We start from the raw sequence: 26,610 nt of genomic DNA on the forward strand, positions 1-26,610 counted from the left end.
CTCAGTCGACTTTGTTCCGCCTTGCAACAACTTTGCAAACCCCTGCTATTTCTGTTCCACCCAAATCAATTGAGAGGTTTCATAACCAATGGCTCTTGCTTTTTCCAAAAATCTATTTTTGATATTATCTGGAATCGTTTTTTCGCGAGACAGAATCCACAGGTAATCCAGATTCTTTCCTGCAACCAAAGCATATTTGTAATCATCATCCAAATCAACCACATTATAACCTGCCCAAAAAGGTTTGAAGAAAGAAACCTTCAGTCTTGCTTCATTTTCAGAATTCACAAACTTCGCTTCACCTGTACTTTGCTTCCATTCGTTCTTTACGTAATCGTAACCTTTGTTTTCAACTTTAATTGTTCCGTCAGCATTTTTAGAATAAGTCGCTGTGACCTGATTCATATTTTTCTCAAATCGATAATCGAATCTTGCAATCTCATACCATCTTCCAAGGTACTTCTCCGAATCAAAATTCTGAATGGCTGCCGCTTTTTCTGGTATTCCGGCAGAACAAGAATTAAGAAGGAAAATTCCTAAAACACCTAATGAAACTGGTATTGCTAGTTTTATAAATGATTTTTTCATTTTTTATTTTTCAGTCATTATTCAAAAATGATTCCATCAAAAATTGATTTAATATTTAACTTCAATCAAAATGATAATCAATTCAATATTTTATTAAGGAATTTGATTATTTTTACAGAAATAAAAGTTAAATAATTAATAATCCATGAAACTAAAATTACTTTCTATATTTTCTTTGGTTTTGTTCAGTCAGGCTTTTGCTCAGTCGGATAAATTCTATGCTACAACAGACTCAGAAAATGCAAAAGAGTTAAAAGATAAATTTCCGGAAGAAATTGAAATTTTTGGTGCAACAGGCAATCAATCTGCTGTTTTCCTAACTAAAAAAGCTGCAGAATTTCTTCATCACAATGTGATCACACACGGTCCTGGTTATGTTTACAAATCTTCGAAAGAAGAAGCGTTATCAGCAATCAACAAAGCCAAAAAATCGAATAAAATTTTAGCATTTACGATTGACCAAGATGCTGCTGTAAATTCTGCTATTGCAAAAGTAAGCGCGGATAATATCAAAGCTCATATTCAGGTTTTGGAAAATTATGGCACGCGTCATCATACCACGGCAAAGGCTCAAACGGCTGTTCAGGATTTGAAAGCGAAATGGGAAGGTTTGATTGCGACTTCCGGAAGAACAGATGTTTCTGTAAGAATTGTAAATCACGTTGGAACGCCAATGCCTTCTTTGGTTTTTACAATCAATGGAACAACTGCGCCTAATGATTTTATCATTGTTGGAGCGCATATGGATTCTATTACTAATAATGTGAATAACGCGCCAGGAGCGGATGATGATGCTTCTGGAATTGCAACTATTACGGAAATGATCAGAGTTCTTTTGGATGTCAATTATAAACCATCAAAAACGGTTGAATTTATGGCGTTTGCTGCGGAAGAAATCGGTTTGGTTGGCTCGTCCGAGATTGCTCAGGATTATGCAAGTAATAATAAAAATGTAGTTTCTTTTGTTCAGTTTGATATGACAAATTATAAAGGTTCTACAAGAGATATTTATTTAACAACTGACCCTTACAACAGTAATGACCTTAATTTATTTTTGATTGAATTAATGGAGCATTACAACAAAACCGGAACTCACGCTTTCACTTACGGAAATACGATTTGTAACTATGGCTGTTCTGACCATTTTAGTTGGGCAGATAATGGTTATGATGCGTCTTTTCCTTTCGAAGCTTCTTTTTCACAGTATAATCCAAGTATCCATACAACCAATGATAAATTGTCTAATATGGGGAACAGTGCAACACACGCTGCGAAATTTGCAAAACTCGGGTTGGAGTTCATTGTAGAAACTGCAAAAGGTTCTGTATTGGCTGTTTCCGATGTTACCAACAATTCGGTTAATATTTTCGTGAAAGATAAGTTTCTGAATTATCAGTTAGGAAAAGAAACCATAGAATCTGTGGTAATTGTTGATACAAGCGGAAGACAATTATTGGAATCTAAAAATCTTCTGTCCTTCGGGAAAATCGATTTGAATAAAATTAATAATGGTTTTTACTTAGCGGTTTTCAAGACTAAGGCAGGAAAGATTGTTACGAAGAAATTTATCTTAGAATAATCATCAATCAAATAATAAAAAAAGCGAAAATAGGATTCTACTTTCGCTTTTTATTTTGATAAATTCTGAATTTAATATTCCGGAGCAAGTTCAATAATTAGTCCTTCCAATTCTGGAGTCACAGGAATTTGACAACCTAATCTGCTGTTAGGTTTGACATTGAAAGCTTCTGCAAGCATTGCGTCTTCATCCGGCAACATTTCCGGAAGAGGAATATCCTCACTCAAAACATAACATTGGCAAGAGGCACACATCGCCATTCCGCCGCAGATTCCGATAGTTCCTTCTTCAGCTAACTCGTACGCACGGACAACTTCCATTAAGCTCATTGCCATATCTGTTGGTGCAGGAATTGTGTGAGAAACCCCGTTTCTGTCTATGATTGTAATATTAACGTCTGACATTTTGCAAAGATAAGAGATAGATTTTACACAAAAGATGTCAGATGTTAGATTTTTCGATTTTACGCAAAAAAAGAGAATTGTAAAAAACTCTCTTTTTTATTAAATATGAAATTAAATTTTATTCTAATCTCTAACTTCTGAAATCTAATATCTGTTTTAATCAATAGATTTTACAACTGCTTTTTCAGCTTCTTTTCTGGTTCCGTCGAAACCGTCAACACCGCTTACAGTTGTATATTTCAGAACGAATTTTTTTCCAGGATTCAGTCTGTTGTAAACACTTTGAACCATCAAAGTAGCTTCGTGGAAACCGCAAAGAATTAACTTCAATTTTCCGGGATATGTATTGATGTCACCAATAGCGTAGATACCTTCAACATTAGTTTGGTAATCTAAGGCATTGTTTACTTTGATTGCATTTTTCTCGATTTCTAATCCCCAATCTGATAAAGGGCCTAATTTAGGTGTCAATCCAAATAGTGGAATCAAATAATCGGTTTCGATGATTGATTTCTCTCCGGCTTTCTCGATTTCGATTGCAGATAAAGTTTCATCGCCAATCAAACCTGTAACTTCTGCTGGTGTAATCAGGTTAATTTTTCCCTGATGTTTCAACTCTGTAACTTTTTCTACAGAATCCAAAGCGCCACGGAACTCATTTCTTCTGTGAATCAAAGTGACTGAAGAAGCTACATCAGCCAGGAAAACAGACCAATCTAACGCAGAGTCTCCACCTCCGGCAATCACGATTTTTTTGTCACGGAACATTTCCGGTTCTCTTACGAAATATTCAACACCTTTTTCTTCAAACTTATCGATGTTTTCTAGCTCTGGTTTTCTAGGGTCGAAACTTCCCAAGCCACCTGCAATCGCAATCGCTTTACCTTTAACTTTTACACCGCGACTTGTCGTTACGATGAAATCACCTTCTTCTGTTTTCTCATAACTTACAGCCTTTTGAGCTAATGAAAATTGAGGCTCGAATTGCTTGATTTGTTCCATCAAATTATCCACTAGAGCACCAGCATCTACACTTGGAAATCCTGGAATATCAAAGATTGGTTTTTTAGGATAAAGTTCTGTTAATTGTCCTCCAGGTTGCGGAAGCGCATCTATCAAATGACATCTTAATTTTAATAATCCGGCTTCGAAAACGGTAAAAAGTCCAGTTGGACCAGCACCTATTATAATGATATCTGTTTCAAACATTTATATAAATTTTGGAAATGCAAATTTAATCATTAAATCTGACTTTAGAATGATTCTAAAATATGAGATAAATTATATCTGCTAATAAAAAATTAAAAGCTTCGTAAAGAAGCATTGGCTGGTGGTTTACATTAATCTAAAATAAAAAAAGCGATTCAATTGAATCGCTTTTTTTTATGCTGAAAATTTAAAAAATTCTGTTTTCTTACCAAATGATAAGATTTTTTAAAAAAATAAACCGTAATTTTGTCCTTTCATCATTTGTGTTTTTAATTCCTGCGAATATTCGATTATTCCAGGAATTTTTTTATCCATTACGCTTAATAAGTGCCATGTAAAATCCGTCGTAACCTTCGCTAGGCATAATTTTTTCATCTTTAATCAAAGAAAAACCTGGATTATTGTTTAAGAAGGTTTTTACCTGCTCATTGTTTTCTGAAGGCAGAATAGAACAAGTCGCATAAATCATTTGTCCGCCTTTTTTCAAAATTTTAGAATAATCTTGCAAGATTTGCTGTTGCTCACCTTTGATTCTATCAATAAAATCTTGATCAATTTTCCATTTAGAATCAGGATTTCTTTTCAGAACTCCAAGACCAGAACAAGGCGCATCAATCAATAATCTATCTGCTTTTTCGTGAAGTCTTTTGATGACTTTGTTATCAGAAATTACTCTGGTTTCTATGTTGTGAGCTCCGGCTCTTTTTGCTCGTCTTTTCAGTTCTGCCAATTTCCATTCGTAGATATCGAGAGCGATAATCTGACCTTTGTTTTTCATCAATGCTGCTAAATGCAAGGTTTTTCCACCAGCACCAGCACATGCATCTACAACACGCATTCCTTCTTTTACATCAAGTAACTCTCCAATTTTTTGAGAACTTGCATCCTGAACTTCGAACAATCCATCTTTGAAGGCAGAAGTTAAAAACACATTTTTCTTTTCAGCTAATTGCACAGCATCCGGATAATTCTTGATTGTGAACGCTTCAACATTTTCGTCATTCAAATCAGCAATCAGTTCTCTTGGTGTTGTTTTAAGGGAGTTAGTTCGCAAAACGGTTGGCGCCTGCTCATTAAGAGCAAGCATTTCTCTTTCCCAGTTTTTTCCCAATTCTTTTTCAAGAGTTTCGGCTAACCAATCTGGAATCGAATATTCTATAGCTTTTGTAGGAACGGTTCCTTTTTTCAGTTTTGTTAAGATGTCTGCAACTTTGATTCCGTCAAACTCTTCAAATTTTTTATAATGCGTTTTGCTCCAAAGAAGGTAAGCAATAATCATTTTATAGACATTTGTAGGTTTCACACCTTCACCCATATAATATTCCAGACGTTTTTTCCAACGGATGATATTATAGAAGATTTCAGAAACAACTTTCCTGTCTTCGCTTCCCCATTTTCTGTGAGATTTCAGAAGTCTTTCTATGACTTTGTCAGCATATTTCCTGTCTTCGAAAAATGTTTCCTGTAAAGAATCATGAATCCCGATCAACAGGTTACGATGTATTAGTTCCATTAAATTTTAATAAGCGTTATGAATGATTAAGATTCCCATTTTAGGATTTGATATTATTTGGAAACCTATTTTATCGATTTTGCAAAGTTACTGTTTTTAAGTTTATGATAGAGTGTAATTCTTGTCTTAAGAGAAGTATTGATAAAACAACTAATATTAATTTTATATGAATTTTATCATTTTAGTTTAATTTTATTGTTTAACAATTTTGTCAAAACATTTGATTGATTTACATTTGCACAAAATTGTTTAACAAAAATGTCAAAACAAGAAAAAAAAGACCAAACACAAGAGTTAATCAAAGAAACTACAAAGAATTTGTTCTTTGTTAAAGGGAAATTTGATGCTACAACTCAAGAGATTGCGGACGAAGCAGGCGTTAATAGAACACTGATTAACTATTACTTCCGGTCAAGAGATAATCTGGTACAGATTGTTTTTGATGAAGCGCATAGAGTGGAAAAGGAGAAGTCTGAAATCATTATGAGATCCGATTTGCCTTTCAAAGAGAAGATTTCTCAGTTTATTGATGGAAGTTTACAAACCAGCTTACAATATCCTTATTTGGAAACTTACATCGTGTCACAAATCAATAAAGGAAATTGCCATAAAAGAGATGTGGAAGAAGAGGATCTTAATAAATTCTATAGTGATATAGAACAAGAAATGAAATTAGGCAACATTGAAAAAATGGAACCCATGCAGTTTATCTTAAATATGATTTCTCTGTTGGTATTTCCAAGCGCTGTGAGACCTCTTATTATGGAAAATATGATGATTGATGATAAAGAATTTGACCGATTGATCTCTCAAAGAAAAGATATCATCCTAAATATACTTTTTAAGAATTAATTAAATAATTAAAAATTGTTAAAGTATTTATAAAATCGGATCGTCCTTAAGGAGTAAAGAGTTATACAAGAAAAATTAAAAATAAACGAAGTAATAAATTATGAATAGAAAACTTAAAACTGCAAATCGCCTCAAGTTTGGCATAGCTGCAGCATTTATGATTTTCGGCTCTTCTTCTGCATTTGCGCAGCAGCAAGTGTCTTTGCAGGAAGCTATAACACAAGCATTGCAAAATAAAGCAGAAGCTAAAAAAGCAGCGCTTGAAGTTAAAAGAGCAGAACTGAAAATTACTGAAGCCAAAGCTGGAGCATTACCACAGATCAGTGCCACTGCAGGATTAACTTATAATCCAATCATTCAGGAATCGTTGCTTAAATTTGGTGGACAAAGTACAAGAGCACAATTGGGACAACCTTGGGTTTCTAGCGCAACTGTCACTTTGAATCAGGCCATTTTTGACCAAAGAGTTTTTATAGGTCTTAAAGCGGCAAAATCTACCAGAGAGTTTTATGTTCTGAATGCTCAGCTTTCCAATGAGCAGATTATCGAAAATGTTGCAACAGCCTATTATCAGGTTTTTGTACAGGAAGAAAATCTTAAAACTTTAAATGTAAGTTATGCCAATACTGAGAAAGTAAGAAACGTAATCAAAAGTTTGGTGGACAATGGTTTGGCAAAAGGAATAGACTTGGATCGTACCAACGTTCAGTTGACAAATATCAGTGCCAACCGACAGCAATTGGTAAATGCAGTGGAGCTTTCCAAAAACTCTTTGAAGTTTTATATGGGTGTTCCGATTGATAAGCAAATTGAGCTCGAAGAAAAATCAATCGAGCCAAGACCAGAATTGATTACAGGAAATGTAAATCTAGACGAGCGTACGCAAATCAAAGTTCTGAATAAAAACAGAGAACTCCTACAATTCAATAAAAAAGCAACAGAAGCTTACTTGTATCCAACCGTAGGATTGCAGGCAAACTACGGCTGGGGAGGACAAGGATCGAGATTTCCTTTGACTAATGGACTAAAAAATGATGTTCTTTGGAGCGACTATTCAGCAATTGGGTTGAATGTTAATATTCCAATCTTTACAGGTGGTGCTACCAAATCTAAAATTCAACAGGCAGAAATCGATATTTTGTCTTTAGATCAAGATATTCAGGCAACTCAGTTGAGTCTAAGTTTAGATTATAAAAATGCCATTACTAATATGGAAAATTCCATTATCAATATTGAGAGTATGAAAAATAATGTGTCTTTAGCTGAAAAAGTACAAAAAGATACACAAGCTAATTATCAATATGGATTGGCAACTTTAACAGAAGTTCTTGATTCTGAAAATGCACTTACAGATGCGAAACAGAATTATACAACAGCGTTATTAGATTACAAACAAGCTGAAATCAAGTTGATAAAGGCGAAAGGTGAACTTAATACTTTACAAAATCCATAATATCTCAATTGACAAAAAAATAAATTTCAAATGAAAAAAACTTTAATATATATCATCGTTGCGGCTGTGCTAATTGGATTGGCTGCTTGGAAAATTACTGATAACAAGAAAAAACAAGAAACTGAAGTAAAAGAAGTTGCAAAGCAAGTTGACAAAATTAATGTTAACGTGATTACCGCTTCTCGTGAAAATATTGATACAGATTATTCTGCAAACGGAACTTTTATTCCAAAACAAGAGACACAGCAATCTTCAGAAATTTCCGGACGTATCGTGAATGTGTTGGTAAAAGAAGGTTCTAGAGTAGGCGCCGGACAAGTTTTAGCAACGATTAAAAGAGATGCTATAGAAGTGGATGTAACTCAGGCTCAAAATACTTTGCAAAACGCAATTATTGATAACCAACGTTACGAAAATGCTTTCAAAACAGGTGGTGTTACAAAACAACAATTGGATAACTCTAGACTTCAATTGAAAAATGCACAAACTGCTGTGAGAGCTCAAGGTGTAAAAATCAATGATACAAGTGTAAGAGCGGGGATTAGCGGAACAATCAACAAAAAAATGGTTGAGCCTGGAATGGTGGTTGCCCCGGGAACTGCTTTGTTCGAGATTGTTAATATCAATACTTTGAAATTGTCTGTTTTAGTTGATGAGAGTCAAGTTGGAAGAATTCAATTAGGACAGGAGGTTAAGATTAATGTTAATGTGTTACCGGAAGATTCTTTCAGCGGTAGAATTACTTTCATTGCGCCTAAAAGTGATGCTTCTTTGAACTTCCCGGTTGAAGTAGAAGTTTCCAATAATGGTAAATTAAAAGCTGGTATGTACGCGACAGCAGTTTTCAAAACCAATCACGGTGCAGAAACTCAGAATATGTTAACTGTTCCGGCAGAAGCATTCGTAAATGGAGTAAGTTCAGGACAATTATTTGTTGTGAATAACGGCACTGCAAAATTAATTAAAGTTCAAACCGGAAAAGTTTATGGCGATAAAGTTCAAATCCTAAGTGGACTAAATGGTGGTGAACAAGTCATTACAAGTGGACAAATCAACCTGGATAACGGTTCAAAAATCAATATTGTAAAGTAACAGAAGATGAAGTTAGCAGAAATATCCATTAAAAGACCTTCGCTCGTTATCGTACTATTTACGATTCTGACGCTGGGAGGTTTGTTGAGTTACTCTATGATGGGGTACGAATTGATTCCGAAGTTTGAAACCAATATGGTAACAATCTCTACAGTTTATCCTGGAGCTTCGCCTGCAGAGGTGGAAACTTCCGTAACCAGAAAGATTGAAGATGCGGTTGGATCTTTGGAAAATGTTAAAAAAGTAGAATCTTCTTCTTACGAGAGTTTATCGGTAATTATGGTTCAGTTGAACACAGGTGCCGATGTCAACTATGCTTTGAATGATGCACAAAGAAAGGTAAATGCAATTTTAGCAGACCTTCCGGAAGATGCAGATCCGCCTTCACTACAAAAATTCTCACTGGATGATCTCCCGATTATGACTTTGAGTATTTCCAGTAGTAAAATGAATAACAAAGACCTTTACGATCTTTTAGATAAAAAAATTGAACCCATCTTTTCCCGTGTAAACGGTGTAGCTCAGGTTGACCTTGTTGGAGGACAGGAGAGAGAAATCCAGGTAAGCTTGGATGAAAAGAAAATGCAGGGTTACGGTCTTGCAATTGCAGATGTACAGCAGGCGATTCTTTCTTCAAACCTGGATTTCCCAACGGGAGCTTTGAAGACAAGAACTTCCAGATCTACTATCAGACTATCTGGAAAATATAGAGATGTACAGGAAATGAACAACCTTGTGGTTTCCAACAAAGATGGAGCGCAGGTTCGTTTGTCTGATATTGCAACGGTTTTTGATACTCAGAAAGATGTTGAGAAAGTGGCTAGATACAATCAGAATTCTACCATTTTGATGCAGATTAAAAAGCAATCTGATGCTAATGCCGTGTCGGTTTCAGAATTAGTTAAGAAAACCATTGCTCAGGTTGAAGGTAATTATAAAGTTCAGGATATCAAAGTCAATATTGTAGATGATACAACAGACTTTACACTTGAAGCAGCGGATCACGTAATTTTCGATTTATTCTTAGCGATTATTTTGGTGGCAGTTGTAATGTTATTATTCCTTCACAACATCAGAAATGCCTTCATCGTAATGGTTTCAATTCCAGTATCATTGATTGCAACGGTAATCGGAATGTACCTGATGGGATACACCTTGAACTTGATGAGTTTATTGGGACTTTCACTCGTTGTAGGTATTCTTGTGGATGATGCGATTGTAGTTTTGGAAAATGTTTACCGACATATGGAGATGGGGAAAAGCAGAATCCGTGCAGCATATGACGGAGCATCAGAAATTGGATTTACCGTAACAGCAATTACGATGGTAATTGTGGTGGTGTTCTTACCGATTGCGATGAGTTCAGGATTAGTTTCCGATATCCTTGCGCAGTTCTGTGTGACCGTAGTTATTGCAACAATGTTCTCATTATTGGCTTCGTTTACCATTATTCCTTGGTTATCTTCAAGATTTGGAAAGTTGGTTCATTTGACAGGTAAAAATCCTTTTGAGAAATTCATCCTTTGGTTTGAGAAACAATTGGAGAAATTTACACATTGGATTTCCGGAATTCTTGAATGGGCACTAAAAACAACATTAAGAAGAATAATGACTGTAATCGTGACATTTATTATTTTGATTTCTTCATTTATGTTGGTGGCATTTGGATTCATTGGAGGTGAATTCTTCCCTAAAATGGACAGAGGACAGTTCCTTGTTCAGATGGAATTACCAAAAGATGCTTCTGTAGAGAAGACCAATCAAGTAACATTAGCAGTTGAAAAATACTTGAGAAATGATAAAGATGTAGTGGATATGATTACCACAGTTGGTCAGCAGTCATCAGGTTTTGGTGGAGCTCAGGCAACTTTGTATCAGTCAGAAATTCAAGTAATCTTGGTTGATAAATCTGAACGTAACGAAAGTACCGATATCAAATCGGCTAAAATCAAGAGAGCTTTAGAAGAAAAATTCACTGGAGTTGAGTTTAAAACAGCACCAATCGGATTGATGGGAGCAGATAACGCACCAATTGAAATGGTTGTAACGGCTCAGGATAATGAAACAGCTAATAAAGAAGCAAATAGAATTCTTGAACTATTGAAAAAAGTTCCTGGTTCTGTAGATGCGGAATTGTCAACTGACTCAGGAAGCCCGGAAGTTCAGGTGAATATTGACAGAGATAAAATGGCTTCTTTAGGTTTGAATCTTTCCAGCGTTGGACAAACGATGCAAACTGCTTTCTCAGGAAATACTGACGGAAAATTCAGAGCTGGAGAATATGAGTATGACATCAACATCCGTTTTGGAGATGCCAACAGACAATCTATTGATGACGTTAGAAACCTGATGTTCACCAATCCTCAGGGAGAACAAATCAGATTGAGCCAATTCGCTGATGTGAAAATGGGATCTGGACCAAGTTTGTTGGAACGTAGAGATAAAGCGCCATCTGTAAAAGTAAAATCTAAAGTTGTTGGTCGTCCGGTAGGAGATGTTGCCAACGAATGGGCAGCGCAGTTTATGGATAACGAAAAAACAAAACCAGCAGGTGTAAGCTATATCTGGAGTGGTGATATGGAAAACCAGACCGAAGGTTTCGGTACTTTAGGAATTGCTTTGTTAGCGGCTATTGTATTGGTTTATTTGGTAATGGTTTCCTTGTACGACTCGTTTGTATATCCGTTTGTGGTATTATTCTCAATTCCATTGGCATTGATTGGAGTAATGGTAATTCTGGCAATCACAGGAAATTCATTAAATATCTTTACGATGCTGGGGATGATTATGTTGATTGGTTTGGTGGCGAAGAACGCGATTATGATTGTCGACTTTGCGAACATGAGAAAAGCAGCGGGAGCTAACACACACGACGCATTGATTCAGGCCAACCACGCTCGTCTTCGTCCGATTTTGATGACAACAATTGCGATGATCTTCGGTATGATCCCGATTGCGATTGCAAAAGGAGCTGGAGCCGAGATGAACAACGGTTTGGCTTGGGTAATCATCGGTGGTTTGACATCGTCATTATTTCTGACTTTGATTATTGTACCAGTTGTTTATTCATTGTTTGATTCAATGTTGAGAAGATTAGGCAAAGATGAAAAAATAGATTATGATGCTGAAATGAAAGCAGAATATAAACACAGAGAACTAAGTGAAGACGGATTTACGCCTAAACACGTAGATTAATATATAATTAATTAAGTTAACCGAGAAGCGCATCAATTTATTGATGCGCTTCTTTTATGAATTTTATAATCAAAAAAGCTTCCATATAAATATGAAAGCTTTAATATATTTTAAGATAGAAGATTAATCTGCCATTGCTTCACCAGATTTTCTATAGATAAAATTGCCATAGATATGTCTTCTTGCAAAACGACTGGGTGACTCAGAATTAACCATTTTGATATAAGTATTTCTTGGAACACCAATGTACTCGAACATTTTTCCGTTCAAATGCTGCACTTTCAAAATCGATTTTTCAAGATAGAAATCAGTGATAATTGAGTTGGTGATGGTTTCCGTGTATTCTTCTTTATATTTTTCCTGAGTTTCCTCATTAATGCTGACTAAGAAATGATAAGCTTCTATCACAGATTTGCTTTTCTCTTCCGCTTCCAGTTTTCCGGCTTCATCATTGATGAATTTATCAGGATGTGTATCCTTCATCGTGTTTCTGTAGATGGTTTTTAGATCCTTCAAAGTGGCAGTTTTGTCAACGCCAAGAAGTTTTCTGTGTTCAGCAATTCGTTTCATAATATGATTCCTTATTTCGGGGTGCAAAATTAAGCTTTTAAAATTTATAAATCATAACTTATTCATTATTAATTTATTTATGAACAAAAACCTAGGTCGTCTGTTCTCGATACAATTGCCTTAAGAATGAAAATTACTTGTAAAAATTAAGTTTCGAATTTTCATAAATGTATTTGGTACCATTGTTTTTGATGAATATATCTTTACTTCCAGGTTCCAAAAGCAGAGAATCTGCATCGAAAGTGAAGTTTATTTTCTGATTGGCTTCTTTGATTTTCAAAATTTTGGTCATTGGCAAATCCATTTCTTTGTATTCGATGTCCATATTTCCAAGGTACTTGATATCTTTTCCATCGATTAGGAAAGCTTCTCCGCCCATAAAATATTCATAAGCAATCTGGAAAACAATGATGATTTTATCATTGTTTTCATTCCTGAAAAAATGTGGTTCGAAAAGATATATATCTCCAAATCCAATAGACTTAAAAATGATTTTGTTCTGTTGGTTTAAAACCAGCAGCCGTCTTCCATTATCTTTTTCCGTATCCGGATGTACTATTTTTCCATCCACAGGCTCATAATAACCGGTAACAATCTTGTATTGATTCAGTTGGTGCGTTGTAAAAGTGTCAAATCCTTGAAGGCTTATATTTTTAATTGAATCTGCTTTGAATTCGTGATAATCAATCAATTCAGGATTTTTGTTTTCTATAATTGCTTGATTGGGTTTGGGATTTGCCGAAACCTTATTTTCTATTGATTTCTTATCACATTGGATTAGAAATATAACAGTGAATAAGACAATTAAACGCTTCATTCTGTTAAGAATTATTTATTAATCAAAATCTTTTCTATTGACTCTACAATTTCCTTTTCTACAGCTTCTTCATCAAGTGTTTTCAAGGTATAAGTTTGTTCTTTCAAAGCTGCAGTGCCTTTACCATTCTGAAAAATCGTGTCGAGATGAATACCGATTTTCTTGTAATACTTATCGGCAGTGAACATTATATGAGGAAACTTATTATTGGTATAAAAATTAGAATCTACATTTCTCGAAATTTGAAGCTTGATGTTTGGTTGTGCATTGATTCCTGTTCCGCTTTTGCTCTCTTCATTAAAAGTGATTTTGCAACCAAATCCATTCTGTCTCAACATTCGTCTGAACTCCTGCATTTTTGGGTCAATCAGATTTTTACACAACGTTTTGAATCCTTCCACAAAAAGGTCTTCCTCACTTTTCTGCTTTTCCTGACTTTCCTTTAGCCTCTCTTCTTCCGATTTTAGATTCGAAAATAAAGAATTGAGCCTGTTTAAATTTTCTTCTTTCATTTGATGTTGTTTTCTGAATTAATTTTTTAACTCTGATAATCCGTTGTTAAATAATTTTCAAATATAAAGAAAATCATAAAGTGCTAATAGAGCAGATTAAATGATAAACATTAGAAATTGGACTTTAAAATAATTATGTTAAAAAGAAAACCTTATCTTTGAATGTAATTTTATAAAAATGAAAAAACTTTTTTTTACATCTATATTGGCTCTAACCATTGTTTCTTGTACCAGCAGAGTAGGGAACGCTTCTAAAGTGGGAAAAAGTCAGGCATCGGTTACAGGAACGCAATGGGTTTTGGCAGATGATGTTACCAATAAACCAACTTTGCAAATTGAGCAAAACAGAATCTCGGGTAATGCAGGCTGCAACAATTACTTTTCTGATGTAACAATTGATACTTCGGCGGGAAATTTTTCTGCGAAAAACATTGGCTCTACAAGAAAAATGTGCAACAATATGACGACAGAAAATAGTTATCTTGGTGTTTTGAAAGAGGTTAACAAATATGTAGTGACAGAAACTACTTTAGAGTTGTATAAAGACAATTTGTTGTTGTTGAAATTCAATAAGCAACAATAATCTAAAATATTAAACACAAAAAAAGGAACTCAATTTGAGTTCCTTTTTTATTATTCTTCGTCGTCTTCGTCGTCGTATTTAGCAAGTTCTTCATCACACCACTTGAAGGCTTCTTCTACAACTTTCGTAGCTTCAGTAGCTACAGTTTCTTCATCATCTCCTTCCAAATCGTCCAACCACTCTACATCCTCTTCTTCTACGTTAAGGATGAAACGCGGGTACTCTGTGTGTACTACAAAAAGATCTTCTGGAAAATCAGAATTGTCGGCTAATAAAAACTTAGGTAATTTCATATGTAAAATATTTAATTTTAAAGATTAATTAGAGCTTCACTCTATGGTTCAAAGATAGAAAAATTCCCGAAAACTACTATTGATAATTATTTTTTTTGATATTGATTTTCTGCTCTACTTTATACCTTGTTAAAACATCTTTTTTTAGCGTATCAGAAGGTTTGAAGGTGATGTAGATTCTAGGATTTACAGTACTTATCAACTCAGCAGTTTGCCCGTCATTATCCATTTGATCTTTCATGAAGAACTTCAATTCTTTGTCCATCATTTTTTCTTCTTTTAAAAATTGAGTAATTGCTTTTCTGTTTTCAAGGTAATCTCCTTTTGATAACCAACTGAAAACAAATCCGGTCGCCAAACTCATAAAAGCAATAGCATAAGTGGTATCATCAAAAATTTGAAATATTTTTCTGAAGAAAACCATCCAAATCCCCATAGAAAATGGTGCTAACAAACGATAATCTATAGCGTTTACGGGATAAACATATTGAATTAAAAAAGAGCAAATAATGCAAATTATGGAAACAATAATGATGAATTGTTCTGCCTCAGAAATTTTAGTTTTGATGAATAAAAATAGCACTGCAACTATTGTTAAAATTCCCATCCCATAGATTCCATAATTGATGATTCCACCGTTCGGGTCAGCCATGTGAATAAATGGATTAAAAGTTGTTGTTAAGCCTTGAAACAATTCTAATAAAAAAGTGGGTGTAGATTTTAAACTGAATTCTAAGGATTGATTAATATAGTCTTTGTTAAAATAATCTATAAAAGTTACTTTATAAAGGCCATAAAAACCAACACCCAAAAAGCTTGAAATTGCAAAGGATTTCCAATAATGTTTCCCGATTTTCATCAATCCAAAAACAAGACTTCCAACACAAAAAAACAAAGCGCTGTAGCGAATATTAAGCAGCAGAATCAATACAAGTGTAAGATAAAAAATACCTTGGGTTTGACTGATTCTGTTTTTGATAATTTGACTAGCTGTGAAGAAAAATAATATGACGAAAGGCAATGTCAAAGCTTCGGACATCGTATAAGAAAGAATACTCACAAAGCTGAATAACGCTGACGAAATCATCAATTCTTTGAAATAAAATTTCCTTTTATAAGCAAAAATTAAAATGAAGGTATAAGCTAAAAGTCCGACTAGTTTGCTGCTCCAAAAATCATCAAAACCAAAGATGGTAAAGAATTTAATAAACAGAGGATAACCCAAAGGCGCTGTTGTATTATCAATGATCGGAAACATCTCAGATTGCCTTAGATATCTTATAGAATCTGGACTCACGCGACCTTTTTCATTCGATAGAAACCGGAAGATTATCATTATATAAGTCAGGATAATCAATAAAATCTGAAGCGTTTTCTCGTATTTTGGATTTAGTTTTACAGATATCATAGTTTAAAAATAAAAAACTTTGTCAAATCAATATTGACAAAGTTATAAATCGTAATTTAAATTGAAGTATTTACTGCTTATAAAGTCTCTTCTTCTCTGCCAGATAATACTGAACATCTTTATCGATGTAAGTAGAAAACACATTTCCAAGATTATCAAAATACGTTTTTGGTAAGACCATTTTCTTTTTTATCGGTGGCATTTTGACAAGTTTTGTCTTATTGTCATCAAAATAATTCCATTCTCCAATATAAGTATTCGTCAGAAGATTAACGCTGGATTCTCCGCTTCCATCATTATTGGCGGGACCAAATTCATAGCGTTCCATTCCTATCAAACGCATTTTTCCGGTTTCTTTTTCATAACGAAATTGATAAGTGTATCCGGCCCGCATTTGATTGAGGTTGACTTTAAACCCATTTTTAGCCTTATCAAAAAATATTTCTCCAGAATCTTCAAATTGATCAGAAGATACTTTATTGAATTTCTGAGAAGAAAGCTGATATACAACCGCTCCGTTATTAGAATCCAAATAAACTTTGTCTTTGATATTGTCGCCATCAAAATCTGCAGAAAGCATTTTTTCCTGAGCAAAAAACAATGTTGGAAAAGTCAGCAGAATTAGAAACTTTTTTGAAAACATCTCAGTCTATTTTAAAAACATTTTCGAAACTTTTTCAGCCTTTTTACTTTCCGAATAATCGTAGAAACCTTCACCGGATTTCACTCCTTTTTTTCCAGCCATTACCATATTGACTAATAATGGATTGGGTGCATATTTAGGATTTTTGAAACCGTCGTACATCACATTCAGGATTGCTAGACAAACATCCAATCCGATGAAATCTGCCAATTGCAAAGGTCCCATTGGATGCGCCATTCCAAGTTTCATCACCGTGTCAATTTCTTCAACACCAGCAACACCGTTGTAAAGTGTTTCGATAGCTTCATTAATCATTGGCATTAGGATTCTGTTAGCTACAAATCCTGGATAATCGTTCACTTCAGTAGGAACTTTTCCCAGTTGTTTAGATATCTCGAAAATCGTGTCAAAAGTCTCTTTGGAAGTCGAGTAACCCTTGATGATTTCTACCAATTTCATAATTGGAACAGGATTCATAAAGTGCATTCCGATGACTTTCTCAGGACGTTTTGTTGCTGCTGCAATCTGTGTGATAGAAATAGATGAGGTGTTAGTTGCAAGAATACAGTTTTCCGGTGCTAACTCATCAATCTGGGTGAAGATTTTTAATTTCAAATCCAGGTTTTCCGTTGCTGCTTCTACTATCAAATCAGCATTAGGAGCAGCTTCTTTCAAATCTGAGAATGTTGTAATGTTGCCAAGTGTAGTGGCTTTTTCTTCTTCGGTCAGATTTCCTTTGGCAATAATTCTGTCAAGATTGGTGGTGATGGTTTTTATGGCTTTATCAAGATTTTCCTGTTTCACGTCTACCAAACTTACCTGAAATCCGCTTTGAGCAAAGGTATGCGCAATGCCATTTCCCATAGTTCCAGCGCCTATTACAACAATATTTTTGATCATAATTTAATATTTTTATTCATAAATTCACGAACCTTTCGGTTTGCCTTTGTTTTTAATTTTTATGAGTTTTTTTTGCTTCGATTCTAATACTGTCAAAGAATGGATTTCCAAATTTTGCTTCCATCTCTAAATTCATCATTAGTTGATAGCATTTTTTACTTTTCTCTAATTTCTCTTCTGCTTCAATAATGCAAGAAGGCGGATATTTTGTTTTATAAATAACCTTTATGTTTTTGCTTTTCAAAATCTCACTAAATTCTTTATTGAAAGATTTATCATCAGTTAAATCTTGATATACATAATAAATATATTTCCCTTTTTCAAAATCTGATTTAGCCAGTTTTTCAGCATCTTGACAATTGGGGATTGCTTCTTTTTTTTCTGAGCAGGACAATATACTTAGAAAGCAAAAAGATATTATAAGTACAATTTTCAAAATTTTATTTTAATTTTTCTCGAGATAATAAAGATACTCTGTCGTTCCCGAAGCTTTGTGATTTCTGTTTTCTTCTTTATCGGCACGGAAACGCTGATACTCGGTTGTAAATATATCATATTTCCCGAATTTGGAAAGTATGTTTCTAATTTCACTTTCAGGCATCAATCCTTCGTTGTTGTAGCTTAGAAAAATATGTTGAAAATGAGCGTTTTGGATAAGGTTTTCAAAGCTTTTTGAAACCTCAATCTTGCTGCAGTATTTTGATTTTTGATAATTCCTCAGTCCCGTTTTTCCTTTTGGAGAGAAATTGTCATATTTCGCAATCGTGTTCAGAAGATGATAGTTGGCGCCGTATTGCCGTGCGTTGTAAGGCGGGTCGAGATAAAGAATATCGCCTTCGATCGTTTTGATTAATTCGTTGGCATCTTCATTATAAACCTCGTGATTGTTTTCAGTCAGTTCAAAATTAGCAGGCTGAAGTTCCAGTTTTTTCTGAGCCGATTTTTTGATTTGTTTCAAAAACGCACCATAAACCGAAGCCGTGTTGGCGATTTTATCAGCCGCTTCCAAAAGTGAACAAAGCAAAAAATAATATTGATCTTCGCTTATTTTCTGAGATGATTTCCAGTTTTCAATTTTTTGTCGAACCGAATCTATTTTTTTTCCGTTCTCTTCTGAAAAATAAAGCCGTTCTGATGTCCCATTTTCCGAATATTCATTAAAAATAAAACCAGATTTTCCATTAATAAGATTCAGTTCTTGAATCAGGTTTTTAAATTCAAATTTTTGATGATTCCCGATGTAATTTCGGTTAAGAACATAACTGTAAAATTCGAAATCGTTGCTGATGATTTTCTTGGTTTCTGCTTTGAAATTTCTGCCGACAATTCCGGTTCCAGCGAATAGATCGCAAAATGTTTTTTCGTTTAGATCTCTACCAACAACCTGATAAACGCTTTTTTTGATAAAATCCGAAAGTTTGTTTTTGGAACCGATGTAATTCATTAATAATTGGTCATAAAGGCTTCGAGAGCCTCAGCCTGACAAGGGTAAATTAGATTTGTCACACTGAGCGGAGTCGAAATGTTTTTTAATTTTAGGCTTTAATCCAAATAACATCAGACAAAATTTCCCTCGAATCCAAATTTAAGGAAACTAAATTGTCCTTGGAAAAATTACGTAGATAATCTTCAATCTTTTCTTGGATCAGAGTCAATTCTGTTTTCAGTTTCCAATGTTCGTTGCTTTTCTCATTGAAGAAAATAGTAAACAAACGGTTTTCAAGATGTTTTCTCCCTTGCTGACTTTGATTTTGATAAAGCCATTCAATCAATTCTTTTTTGTGATCAATCGCATAATCAAAACTTTTCCCCAATTGTTTTGGAAACACGCTGCTTTTATGATCAAATGGAATCTCCGAAATATAAAAGTCTACAGTTTTCGAAAACTGATTTTCTTCTTTTCTAACGTTGGGATGATTTATAAAAATTTGTTCAATCGCTTTTGCAGACCAGAAATTCAGCCAACGATTGAAAGCATAATTTCTCAGTTCTGAATCAAAATCTTTACATTGATTTTTAAGGTTTTCAAAATCCTGAATCTGGTAAATGAATTTCGTTTTTCTATCCCATTCATCCGACTGCTTTCTTCCCCAATTGTAAGGAAAATCAAGACGCTTCTTAAGCTCGGATTCTAAGGATTGGAGATTCATTTAATAATTTTTGGTGTAACTTTTTTTCTCTTGCAGATAAATTGGATTTGGACTTTCTTTCACCCGGAATTTAGTTTTATAATATGTTCTTTCTCCATCAATTTTATTAGTAAAAACTGAAAAGTGAAGATGTGGACCTTTGCTCCAACCAGTATTCCCACTATATCCAATTAGTTCTCCCTGTTTGACGTCGTCACCTTTTTTAACCGTTATGCCATCTTTCTTAAGATGTACATATTCCCCGAAGGTTCCATCATCGTGGAGAATGATAATTTTATTATTAAATTTTGCACAATCTTTTGTAAGACAAGATTGATTAGAATCTGATTTTGTAATGACTACTTTTCCACTTCTTGCTGCAAAAACTTGAGTTCCAAGTTTATGACTGAAATCTAAAGAGTAAGCATTTTGATGAGAAAAAGCACCATTATATCCTTGATAAATCGTTTGTGAAGTATTAGTCGGGTAGGGCAGCCAATAGACTTCTTCTATATCAGTAGGCTTTGAATTCACATCACCAAAAACATAATAGACATTATAATTGAATTTGTAAGATTTAAATTGATCTTGTGCGTCAATTTTTGAAATAATGAATTTTTTAGTATTTGCAGGGATTACAATAATACTTTTATTAGCTAAACTGGATTTTACATTTTCTCCAGAATATTCATACTCAATACTTACAGGGCAAAATTCATTATTGTCAACAGTAATTACGTTGGTTTTGTTTTCTAAATATTTGTCAAACTTTATGTCAGGAGATTCCTGAGAAAAAATAAGTAGAGGAAGAAATAATAAAAGATAAAAAACTTTATAATTCATAAATCCACTATTTCTGTATCAACCTCATAATCTCCAAAGCCACCTTCAAAGCTTCGGTTCCGTCTTCCAAGGAAACTTCTACTGGAACATCATTTTTAATGGCGTTCGCAAAGCTTTCCAATTCATCCAAAATCGCATTGTTGGGTTGAATATTCGGATATTCGAATAGGATTTGGTTTTTCTCGCCTTCCGCATTTTCGATAATCATATCAAAGTCGGACGGATTTTCCGGCGCAGGTTTCATTCGGATAACTTCTGCTTTTTTCTCTAAGAAATCTACAGAAACATAAGCATCTTGCTGGAAAAATCTTGATTTACGCATTGCTTTCATCGATATTCTGGATGTTGTCAGGTTTGCTACACAACCATTTTCGAACTCGATTCTCGCGTTACAAATGTCTGGCGTTTTGCTCACCACAGAAACACCGCTGGCATGGATTTGTTTCACTTTAGATTTTACCAGACTCAACAATATATCCAGATCATGAATCATCAGATCCAAAACCACAGAAACATCCGTTCCTCTCGGATTGAATTCTGCCAGCCTGTGAATCTCAATGAACATTGGATTCTGAATATAATCTTTCGCTCCGATGAAAGCTGGATTGTATCTTTCAACGTGACCAACTTGTGCTTTGATACCGAATTCTCTGCATTTGTAAAGAATTTCTTCCGCTTGTTCAAGAGTTTGAGTCACAGGTTTTTCGATAAAAAAATGGATGCCTTTTTCAATCGTTTTAAGTGCATAATCGTAGTGATAAAGCGTTGGTGTCACAATATCCAACATCTCGATTTCGTTCAACAAAGCTTCGAAGCTTTCAAAATATTTATAACCCAATTCCGCTTCCAGTTTTCTTCCGTTTTCCGCATCTTTATCGTGGAAACCAACGAGTTCGTACTTCTCAGATTGATTCAGTAATCTCAAATGGATTTTCCCGAGATGTCCTGCACCTACAAGTCCTGCTTTTATCATAGCTTATTTTTCTTAAGGAGGTAAATTTAAGAATTATCACAAATCCAAATAAAAAAAGACTTAGAATTTTTGAAGTTTCTGAGTCTTGTCATTTAATAATATTCGTTTGGGCAGCTTAATCCGCCTGTAGTTTGTCCTGAGCTTGTCGAAGGGCTCTCAATCTTTTCACTCCATTACGTTGCGTAAAAAGGATTTCCGCTCAAGTCGGGCTGCGGATTGAACTTTAATATTTTATTTAGAGATTTTTTAGTGCCGTTTTTAAGTGTTTCAAAAGAAGTGTAATTACTTCAATCTCTTCGTTAGAAAATGAATTTTTATTATTGTTTATAATGCTTTCAAAAGCTTCTGAAAAATCATACCAACCATCAGTTAATCTATTGACATAAGATTTGGCTGTTCTTAAATCTATTGCAATTTTGTACAAATTACCTTTTTCAATTTTGCTAATTAGTAAATCATAATTTTTCCAGTATTCTTCCCAATTGGTAATCTTCATAAGCATAATAATTTATTCACTTATAATTAATAATTCATAACTCAACCACTTCCTCTTTCTCAGAACTTTCCTTCGCTGCTTCAATCACTTTCATCGTATGGAAAGCTTGTTTTGCAGTCGCAGGAACTTTTTTGTCATTGGCAATGGCGTTGTAAAGATCATCGTAGAAATCCAGATAATTGCCTTGGAAAGTTGGAAAATTCACAATTCTGTCATTGTAAACCAAAAGTCCTGTTTTTTCTTCGGGTTCAGTTCCCCAATTCTCACGATTCGGAACTTTTCCGAGTTTCAATTCATCTTCCTGAATATCCGCTCTATGCTTTAAAAAACTACCTTTCTTTCCATGAAGAACAAATGCAGGTGTCATTTCTTTTACAAAATAACTGGATTTTAGTCTCACTCTTTTGTCAGGATAATAAAGAAGAATGTCAAAATAATCATCAATCTGTGTGTTCTCTCTTGTTCTTCTGATATCAGCAAAAACTTTTTCCGGATTTCCAAATAATGTCAAAGCCTGATCAATCACGTGCGAACCCAGATCCATCAAAATACTTGCGCCGGGATTACCGTTTTCTTTCCACGCTTTCGGGCTCAGTTCGGGATTGTATCTTTCAAACCGGATTTCAGCTTCAACGATTTCTCCGAGATAATCCTCTTCCAAAACTTTTTTCACGGTTCTGAAATCACTGTCATATCGTCGGTTTTGATACACGCAAAGTTTCAGATTTTTTTCTTTAGCGAGTTTGTGCAATTCTTCAGCCTCCTGAGAAGTCGTCGTAAAAGCCTTTTCTACCAAAGCGTGTTTTCCGGCTTCCAAAACTTTCTTGGTGAATTCGAAATGCGTGTCAATTGGTGTATTGACAACAACTAATTCTGCATCGCTTGCCAAAACTTCTTCCAGAGAATTAAAGCTTTTGACATTTGGATAATCGGTTTGTATATTTTTTTTGCTTCGTTCGTAGGCGCCTATCAATTCAAATCCATCATTGACCTCAAGAAACGGTGCATGGAACAACTTCCCTGAACCACCATAAGCTAACAAAGCAGTCTTTATTTGTCTCATAAATTTTAAAATAATTTTGATGATGCAATTTAACCAAATAAAAATTCAAGCCACAAAGACTTGCAACTTGAATCTTATTTAAGTTTTTAGCAGATTTTGCAAATAGTGCCGATTTTAAAAAAAATATTCTACCGAATCAGCATAATTTGCGAGATGTTCTATTCCAGGCTTCGAGACTCATTCTCAGGTTTCCGAAAGCTCTCATATTCTCAAACTCTCCAATTCATCAACCCAAATCATCCCATAATATGAAAACCTCCATCAACGTGACGGATTTCTCCGGTAATTCTGGTTTCTTTTCGGAAAAGATGAACAATCTCGTGCGCCAAATCTTCTGGCAAAGCATTTCCCAATGGACTGATTCTATTCGCTCTTTCTACATCTTCTACTTTCAAAGTTGCATTTCCTGCTTTGCTTCCCATATAAGGCGAGAATCGAATAGCATTGGCACGGATTCCGTATTTTTTTCCCAATTCGTAAGCCATTTCTATCGTCAATCTTTCGAGTGCCGCTTTTGCGATACTCATATTAATGTAAGGGAAAAACGAAACTTTCTCCGCAGCAATATAACTTAAAGAAACGATAGAAGCACCGTTTTGCAAAACGCCATTGGACAATAACGAATGACAAAGCGTCACCAACGAAAATGCTGACACATTCATCGTATCATTGAATTCCTCTGCAGTCACTTCCAGCATTGGTTTTACAGACTTATTTCTAATGGTTTTGTCCATTGCGATAGCGTGAAGAAAACCGTTCAGTTCGATATTTCTTGTTTTCAAATCATCAGCAAAATGACTTAAACTTTCTGGTAAAGTCACATCGAGTGGAGCTGTGTAAACATCATTTCCCAGCATTTTTTTACAAGCATTTTCGAAGTCTTCATAATTTTTATTGAGAAAAGATTCAGCTTTTTCGGAAAGATTTTTGTGAAATGGCGTTACGCCTAAGCCAGTACAAACAACTTTGCCGTTGTTCGCAAGAATTTTTTCGGCGGTTTTCATTGCAAGAGAATTTTCATCCGCAATTCCGGTAATTAGAAAAGTTTGATTATCTAACATAATTTCTTTTTTTAGTTGATGGTTGATAGTTTTTAGTTGATTGTAAGAAATATAATCCAACAACTATCAACCAAGAACCAACAACCTATTTTACGCTTTATAAAGTGCAGTTCCCCAAGTCCAGCCGGAACCAACCGCGGCAAACAATAAAAGATTTCCGGATTGTACACGACCGCTTTTGAAGGTTTCATCAAGCACAATCGGAATGGTTCCACCGGAAGTGTTGGCGTATTTGTCCATATTCGTCATTACTTTTTCGAATGGGATATTGGTTTTTCCCGCTGTTTCCTGTAAGATTCGGATACTTGGTTGGTGTGGAATTACCCAATCTACATTGTCAGAAGTCAGTTGGTTGGCTTCTAAAATTTCATTGATTGTTTCGGGTAAAACTCTGGTTGCTGTTTCGAAGACCTCTTTTCCGTTCATTTGGAAATAGTGAAGACCCTGTTTCAACGTTTCTTCCGAAGCCGGAATTTCTGAACCACCAGCCGGGATATTAAAATGATATTTTCCGGTTCCATCTGCGTGTAGTTTGAAGTCAAAAAATCCTTTATCTTCGGTCGTAGCGGATAATAAGATAGCACCAGCACCGTCTCCAAAGAAAACAGAATCTTTTCTTTCCCAATCCGTAATCGTCGAAAAAGTATCAGCGCCGATGACTAATACATTTTTATACATTCCAGTTTCGATAAACTGGCAACCGATCGCAATGCCGTAAAGTCCACCTGAACAAACCGCAGAAATATCGAAAGCAACCGCTTGTGGTGCTTCCATTTTTTCCTGAACGAAACATGCTGTTGATGGCGCTTGTCTGTCCGGAGTCGAGGTTGCGACAATTATTAGGTCGATGTCTTTTGGAGTAACGTCTGTGTTTTCTAAAGCTCGCAATCCGGCTTTGTAGGCCAAATCGCTGGTCACCTCACCTTCGGCAATTCGGCGTTCTCTGATTCCCAGGTTTTTAAAAATCCATTCGTCGGACGAGCCTACTTTTTCGAAAAAATCATTCTTTAAAATTTTTGGCGGAACATACGAACCAGTTCCTTTGATGTAAGCTCTTAATTTCTGCATAACACTCATTCTATCATTCAATTAATTTAAAATATATTTAAGTTTTTAATAAAAAAACAATCAAAGCTATAAACTTTATTTTAGATATGGATTAAATTTTTGATAATATTTTAATTTTATGATTCCTGTTTGGAATTTCAAATTTTACTTCGGAAATTGCAGAAGAATTATTAAAGAACTAAAACTAATAATGAGAGATACTTACGTTCACAAAGGCAAAAGGAAACAATTAATCGATTATCTTCATCAGAAAATCGGGATTAGTGATAGTTTTGTTTTGAATGCGATGAATGAAGTGCCAAGACATCTTTTTATCGAGAGTGTTTTTGAAGATTATGCTTATGAAGACCGAGCGTTTCCAATTGCTGCGAAACAAACCATTTCTCATCCGTCAACTGTTGCTGAACAAACCGAATTACTGGAAGTGAATGAAGGTGAAAAAGTATTGGAAATTGGTACAGGCTGCGGGTATCAGACAGCTGTTCTGATCCAAATGAAAGCTTTGGTTTACACAGTTGAACGCCAAAAAGATTTGTACAACTTTTCTACCAAGATTCTCAGAGAATTGAATTTGAGACCAAAGTTTCAAAGTTTCGGTGATGGATTTGCAGGCTTGCCAACGTTTGCACCTTTTGATAAAGTATTGGTGACGTGTGGTGCAGAAATTTTGCCAACCGAATTATTAAAACAACTTAAAGTTGGTGGTAAAATGGTGATTCCATTAGGGAAAACGGACGAACAGATTCTTTACAGGTTTACGAAAATTTCTGATACTCAGTTTGAAAAAGAAGAATTCGGGGTTTATAAATTTGTACCGATGCTTCAGAATAAATCACACTAATGAAAGTTTATACAAGCAAAAGGGATTGGGTTTATGGTTCTTTATTTTTAGGAATCAGCCTGCTTTTTGTTTGGATTGTTATTGCATCTTATTTTGATACGCCATTTTCAGGGTGGCTAGTGTTGTTATTAATTTTGTTAAGCATTAATTCGGTTTTACTAATTAGTTTTTTCTTTATTAAAATTAGGATTGACGGTGAAGAATTGGTTGTAAATGTCATTTTCGATATTTTCAGAGTGAGTATTTTTAAAATAACGAAAATCCGAATCGGGGAAACAATGTGGAGCGGATTCGTTAAATGTGGAACTTCGGTTGGTGGTTTGATTATCTTTTCGAAATACAAAAACGACCTTTACATCACACCGAAAAACCAGGATGAATTTCTAAAAAAATTACTGGGAATCAATAGTCATATTGTGATAGAGGATGTAAGGAAAGATAAAGGTTGAATTTGGCAAAGCTGCAGCCCGACTTGAACGGAAATCCTTTTTTGCTTGTTTTCATGTTCTATTGAACTTGAAAATT

General features: G+C 34.8%; 28 protein-coding genes. 8 read left to right on the top strand and 20 right to left on the bottom strand.

The window, feature by feature from the left end; translation table 11 throughout:
* Positions 1–45: 45 nt before the first annotated feature.
* Positions 46–588 (bottom strand): lipocalin family protein, encoded by a 543-nt coding sequence (locus tag KI430_RS16875; RefSeq protein ID WP_248876051.1) that lies wholly within the window; start codon positions 586–588, stop codon positions 46–48.
* Between the two features lie 145 nt (positions 589–733).
* Between KI430_RS16875 and KI430_RS16880 the strand changes: the two genes are divergently transcribed.
* Positions 734–2,167 carry a M20/M25/M40 family metallo-hydrolase gene (locus tag KI430_RS16880; protein ID WP_248876052.1) on the top strand — a complete coding sequence of 478 codons (1,434 nt, stop codon included), beginning with the start codon at positions 734–736 and terminating at the stop codon, positions 2,165–2,167.
* A gap of 71 nt (positions 2,168–2,238) precedes the next feature.
* Here the strand turns inward: KI430_RS16880 and KI430_RS16885 are convergent, their stop codons facing one another.
* The 3 genes from KI430_RS16885 to KI430_RS16895 form a co-directional block, all read right to left on the bottom strand.
* A complete protein-coding gene (locus tag KI430_RS16885) occupies positions 2,239–2,571 on the bottom strand; it encodes a 2Fe-2S iron-sulfur cluster-binding protein (protein WP_248876053.1) in 333 nt (110 codons plus the stop codon).
* Positions 2,572–2,727: 156 nt separating this feature from the next.
* A complete protein-coding gene (locus KI430_RS16890) occupies positions 2,728–3,780 on the bottom strand; it encodes an NAD(P)/FAD-dependent oxidoreductase (protein ID WP_248876054.1) in 1,053 nt (350 codons plus the stop codon).
* 307 nt (positions 3,781–4,087) lie between these two features.
* Complete coding sequence (locus tag KI430_RS16895) at positions 4,088–5,293, bottom strand: RsmB/NOP family class I SAM-dependent RNA methyltransferase (RefSeq protein ID WP_248876055.1); 1,206 nt, start codon at positions 5,291–5,293, stop codon at positions 4,088–4,090.
* Between the two features lie 258 nt (positions 5,294–5,551).
* Here KI430_RS16895 and KI430_RS16900 point away from each other — a divergent pair, with 258 nt between their 5' ends.
* From KI430_RS16900 to KI430_RS16915, 4 genes are all read left to right on the top strand, one after another.
* Positions 5,552–6,145 (top strand): TetR/AcrR family transcriptional regulator, encoded by a 594-nt coding sequence (locus KI430_RS16900; protein WP_248876056.1) that lies wholly within the window; start codon positions 5,552–5,554, stop codon positions 6,143–6,145.
* 100 nt (positions 6,146–6,245) lie between these two features.
* On the top strand, positions 6,246–7,598 hold the full coding sequence (locus tag KI430_RS16905) for a TolC family protein (RefSeq protein WP_248876057.1): 1,353 nt from the start codon (positions 6,246–6,248) through the stop codon (positions 7,596–7,598).
* 30 nt (positions 7,599–7,628) lie between these two features.
* On the top strand, positions 7,629–8,690 hold the full coding sequence (locus KI430_RS16910; protein ID WP_248876058.1) for an efflux RND transporter periplasmic adaptor subunit: 1,062 nt from the start codon (positions 7,629–7,631) through the stop codon (positions 8,688–8,690).
* Between the two features lie 6 nt (positions 8,691–8,696).
* Positions 8,697–11,885 (top strand): efflux RND transporter permease subunit, encoded by a 3,189-nt coding sequence (locus KI430_RS16915; protein ID WP_248876059.1) that lies wholly within the window; start codon positions 8,697–8,699, stop codon positions 11,883–11,885.
* Between the two features lie 123 nt (positions 11,886–12,008).
* Here the strand turns inward: KI430_RS16915 and KI430_RS16920 are convergent, their stop codons facing one another.
* The 3 genes from KI430_RS16920 to KI430_RS16930 form a co-directional block, all read right to left on the bottom strand.
* Positions 12,009–12,455, bottom strand: a complete 447-nt coding sequence (locus KI430_RS16920) for a KTSC domain-containing protein (RefSeq protein ID WP_248876060.1) — start codon at positions 12,453–12,455, stop codon at positions 12,009–12,011.
* Positions 12,456–12,588: 133 nt separating this feature from the next.
* Positions 12,589–13,272 (bottom strand): hypothetical protein, encoded by a 684-nt coding sequence (locus KI430_RS16925; RefSeq protein WP_248876061.1) that lies wholly within the window; start codon positions 13,270–13,272, stop codon positions 12,589–12,591.
* Positions 13,273–13,283: 11 nt separating this feature from the next.
* The gene (locus KI430_RS16930; RefSeq protein ID WP_248876062.1) at positions 13,284–13,784 is read right to left on the bottom strand and encodes a hypothetical protein; all 501 of its coding nucleotides are present in this window, start codon (positions 13,782–13,784) and stop codon (positions 13,284–13,286) included.
* Between the two features lie 178 nt (positions 13,785–13,962).
* Between KI430_RS16930 and KI430_RS16935 the strand changes: the two genes are divergently transcribed.
* Positions 13,963–14,367, top strand: coding sequence for an META domain-containing protein (locus KI430_RS16935; RefSeq protein WP_248876063.1), 405 nt, complete (start codon positions 13,963–13,965; stop codon positions 14,365–14,367).
* Between the two features lie 50 nt (positions 14,368–14,417).
* On the opposite strand, the gene KI430_RS16940 is transcribed toward KI430_RS16935, so the two are convergent.
* The 13 genes from KI430_RS16940 to KI430_RS17000 all read right to left on the bottom strand — a co-directional run bounded on the left by KI430_RS16940 (position 14,418) and on the right by KI430_RS17000 (position 25,244).
* Positions 14,418–14,660 carry a hypothetical protein gene (locus KI430_RS16940; RefSeq protein WP_248876064.1) on the bottom strand — a complete coding sequence of 81 codons (243 nt, stop codon included), beginning with the start codon at positions 14,658–14,660 and terminating at the stop codon, positions 14,418–14,420.
* 76 nt (positions 14,661–14,736) lie between these two features.
* Entirely contained in the window at positions 14,737–16,068 is a 1,332-nt protein-coding gene (locus tag KI430_RS16945) for a hypothetical protein (protein WP_248876065.1), read from the bottom strand.
* Positions 16,069–16,138: 70 nt separating this feature from the next.
* Entirely contained in the window at positions 16,139–16,711 is a 573-nt protein-coding gene (locus tag KI430_RS16950) for a hypothetical protein (RefSeq protein WP_248876066.1), read from the bottom strand.
* 6 nt (positions 16,712–16,717) lie between these two features.
* A complete protein-coding gene (locus KI430_RS16955) occupies positions 16,718–17,608 on the bottom strand; it encodes a 3-hydroxyacyl-CoA dehydrogenase family protein (protein ID WP_248878368.1) in 891 nt (296 codons plus the stop codon).
* Between the two features lie 55 nt (positions 17,609–17,663).
* Entirely contained in the window at positions 17,664–18,047 is a 384-nt protein-coding gene (locus KI430_RS16960) for a hypothetical protein (RefSeq protein WP_248876067.1), read from the bottom strand.
* A gap of 9 nt (positions 18,048–18,056) precedes the next feature.
* Positions 18,057–19,055 carry a DNA adenine methylase gene (locus tag KI430_RS16965; protein WP_248876068.1) on the bottom strand — a complete coding sequence of 333 codons (999 nt, stop codon included), beginning with the start codon at positions 19,053–19,055 and terminating at the stop codon, positions 18,057–18,059.
* A gap of 91 nt (positions 19,056–19,146) precedes the next feature.
* The gene (locus KI430_RS16970) at positions 19,147–19,761 is read right to left on the bottom strand and encodes a hypothetical protein (RefSeq protein ID WP_248876069.1); all 615 of its coding nucleotides are present in this window, start codon (positions 19,759–19,761) and stop codon (positions 19,147–19,149) included.
* On the bottom strand, positions 19,762–20,583 hold the full coding sequence (locus tag KI430_RS16975; RefSeq protein WP_248876070.1) for a M23 family metallopeptidase: 822 nt from the start codon (positions 20,581–20,583) through the stop codon (positions 19,762–19,764).
* A gap of 7 nt (positions 20,584–20,590) precedes the next feature.
* The gene (locus KI430_RS16980; protein ID WP_248876071.1) at positions 20,591–21,556 is read right to left on the bottom strand and encodes a Gfo/Idh/MocA family protein; all 966 of its coding nucleotides are present in this window, start codon (positions 21,554–21,556) and stop codon (positions 20,591–20,593) included.
* 235 nt (positions 21,557–21,791) lie between these two features.
* On the bottom strand, positions 21,792–22,052 hold the full coding sequence (locus KI430_RS16985) for a hypothetical protein (protein ID WP_248876072.1): 261 nt from the start codon (positions 22,050–22,052) through the stop codon (positions 21,792–21,794).
* A gap of 34 nt (positions 22,053–22,086) precedes the next feature.
* Positions 22,087–23,115, bottom strand: a complete 1,029-nt coding sequence (locus KI430_RS16990; RefSeq protein ID WP_248876073.1) for a Gfo/Idh/MocA family oxidoreductase — start codon at positions 23,113–23,115, stop codon at positions 22,087–22,089.
* A gap of 236 nt (positions 23,116–23,351) precedes the next feature.
* Positions 23,352–24,176, bottom strand: coding sequence for an SDR family oxidoreductase (locus KI430_RS16995; protein ID WP_248876074.1), 825 nt, complete (start codon positions 24,174–24,176; stop codon positions 23,352–23,354).
* A gap of 90 nt (positions 24,177–24,266) precedes the next feature.
* Entirely contained in the window at positions 24,267–25,244 is a 978-nt protein-coding gene (locus KI430_RS17000; RefSeq protein ID WP_248876075.1) for a 3-oxoacyl-ACP synthase III family protein, read from the bottom strand.
* 190 nt (positions 25,245–25,434) lie between these two features.
* On the opposite strand from KI430_RS17000, the gene KI430_RS17005 reads away from it, so the two are divergent.
* Both KI430_RS17005 and KI430_RS17010 read left to right on the top strand, forming a co-directional pair.
* Positions 25,435–26,085 carry a protein-L-isoaspartate(D-aspartate) O-methyltransferase gene (locus KI430_RS17005; protein ID WP_248876076.1) on the top strand — a complete coding sequence of 217 codons (651 nt, stop codon included), beginning with the start codon at positions 25,435–25,437 and terminating at the stop codon, positions 26,083–26,085.
* Positions 26,085–26,534 carry a PH domain-containing protein gene (locus KI430_RS17010; protein ID WP_248876077.1) on the top strand — a complete coding sequence of 150 codons (450 nt, stop codon included), beginning with the start codon at positions 26,085–26,087 and terminating at the stop codon, positions 26,532–26,534. Before KI430_RS17005 ends, KI430_RS17010 begins: the two co-directional genes overlap by 1 nt.
* Positions 26,535–26,610 lie beyond the last annotated feature (76 nt).

Origin of the sequence: Epilithonimonas zeae (assembly GCF_023278365.1) — a bacterium.
GTDB classification, from domain to species: Bacteria; Bacteroidota; Bacteroidia; order Flavobacteriales; family Weeksellaceae; genus Epilithonimonas; species Epilithonimonas zeae_A.

Coding starts and splice junctions, on each gene's coding strand:
- KI430_RS16895 (WP_248876055.1), bottom strand. CDS start 5,293: ATGGAACTAATACATCGTAACCTGTTGATCGGGATTCATGATTCTTTA.
- KI430_RS16880 (WP_248876052.1), top strand. CDS start 734: ATGAAACTAAAATTACTTTCTATATTTTCTTTGGTTTTGTTCAGTCAG.
- KI430_RS16965 (WP_248876068.1), bottom strand. CDS start 19,055: ATGAATTACATCGGTTCCAAAAACAAACTTTCGGATTTTATCAAAAAA.
- KI430_RS16940 (WP_248876064.1), bottom strand. CDS start 14,660: ATGAAATTACCTAAGTTTTTATTAGCCGACAATTCTGATTTTCCAGAA.
- KI430_RS17010 (WP_248876077.1), top strand. CDS start 26,085: ATGAAAGTTTATACAAGCAAAAGGGATTGGGTTTATGGTTCTTTATTT.
- KI430_RS16985 (WP_248876072.1), bottom strand. CDS start 22,052: ATGAAGATTACCAATTGGGAAGAATACTGGAAAAATTATGATTTACTA.
- KI430_RS16990 (WP_248876073.1), bottom strand. CDS start 23,115: ATGAGACAAATAAAGACTGCTTTGTTAGCTTATGGTGGTTCAGGGAAG.
- KI430_RS16875 (WP_248876051.1), bottom strand. CDS start 588: ATGAAAAAATCATTTATAAAACTAGCAATACCAGTTTCATTAGGTGTT.
- KI430_RS16945 (WP_248876065.1), bottom strand. CDS start 16,068: ATGATATCTGTAAAACTAAATCCAAAATACGAGAAAACGCTTCAGATT.
- KI430_RS16915 (WP_248876059.1), top strand. CDS start 8,697: ATGAAGTTAGCAGAAATATCCATTAAAAGACCTTCGCTCGTTATCGTA.
- KI430_RS16970 (WP_248876069.1), bottom strand. CDS start 19,761: ATGAATCTCCAATCCTTAGAATCCGAGCTTAAGAAGCGTCTTGATTTT.
- KI430_RS16900 (WP_248876056.1), top strand. CDS start 5,552: ATGTCAAAACAAGAAAAAAAAGACCAAACACAAGAGTTAATCAAAGAA.
- KI430_RS16910 (WP_248876058.1), top strand. CDS start 7,629: ATGAAAAAAACTTTAATATATATCATCGTTGCGGCTGTGCTAATTGGA.
- KI430_RS16980 (WP_248876071.1), bottom strand. CDS start 21,556: ATGATAAAAGCAGGACTTGTAGGTGCAGGACATCTCGGGAAAATCCAT.
- KI430_RS16885 (WP_248876053.1), bottom strand. CDS start 2,571: ATGTCAGACGTTAATATTACAATCATAGACAGAAACGGGGTTTCTCAC.
- KI430_RS16925 (WP_248876061.1), bottom strand. CDS start 13,272: ATGAAGCGTTTAATTGTCTTATTCACTGTTATATTTCTAATCCAATGT.
- KI430_RS16905 (WP_248876057.1), top strand. CDS start 6,246: ATGAATAGAAAACTTAAAACTGCAAATCGCCTCAAGTTTGGCATAGCT.
- KI430_RS16975 (WP_248876070.1), bottom strand. CDS start 20,583: ATGAATTATAAAGTTTTTTATCTTTTATTATTTCTTCCTCTACTTATT.
- KI430_RS17000 (WP_248876075.1), bottom strand. CDS start 25,244: ATGCAGAAATTAAGAGCTTACATCAAAGGAACTGGTTCGTATGTTCCG.
- KI430_RS16920 (WP_248876060.1), bottom strand. CDS start 12,455: ATGAAACGAATTGCTGAACACAGAAAACTTCTTGGCGTTGACAAAACT.
- KI430_RS16890 (WP_248876054.1), bottom strand. CDS start 3,780: ATGTTTGAAACAGATATCATTATAATAGGTGCTGGTCCAACTGGACTT.
- KI430_RS16995 (WP_248876074.1), bottom strand. CDS start 24,176: ATGTTAGATAATCAAACTTTTCTAATTACCGGAATTGCGGATGAAAAT.
- KI430_RS16950 (WP_248876066.1), bottom strand. CDS start 16,711: ATGTTTTCAAAAAAGTTTCTAATTCTGCTGACTTTTCCAACATTGTTT.
- KI430_RS16935 (WP_248876063.1), top strand. CDS start 13,963: ATGAAAAAACTTTTTTTTACATCTATATTGGCTCTAACCATTGTTTCT.
- KI430_RS16930 (WP_248876062.1), bottom strand. CDS start 13,784: ATGAAAGAAGAAAATTTAAACAGGCTCAATTCTTTATTTTCGAATCTA.
- KI430_RS17005 (WP_248876076.1), top strand. CDS start 25,435: ATGAGAGATACTTACGTTCACAAAGGCAAAAGGAAACAATTAATCGAT.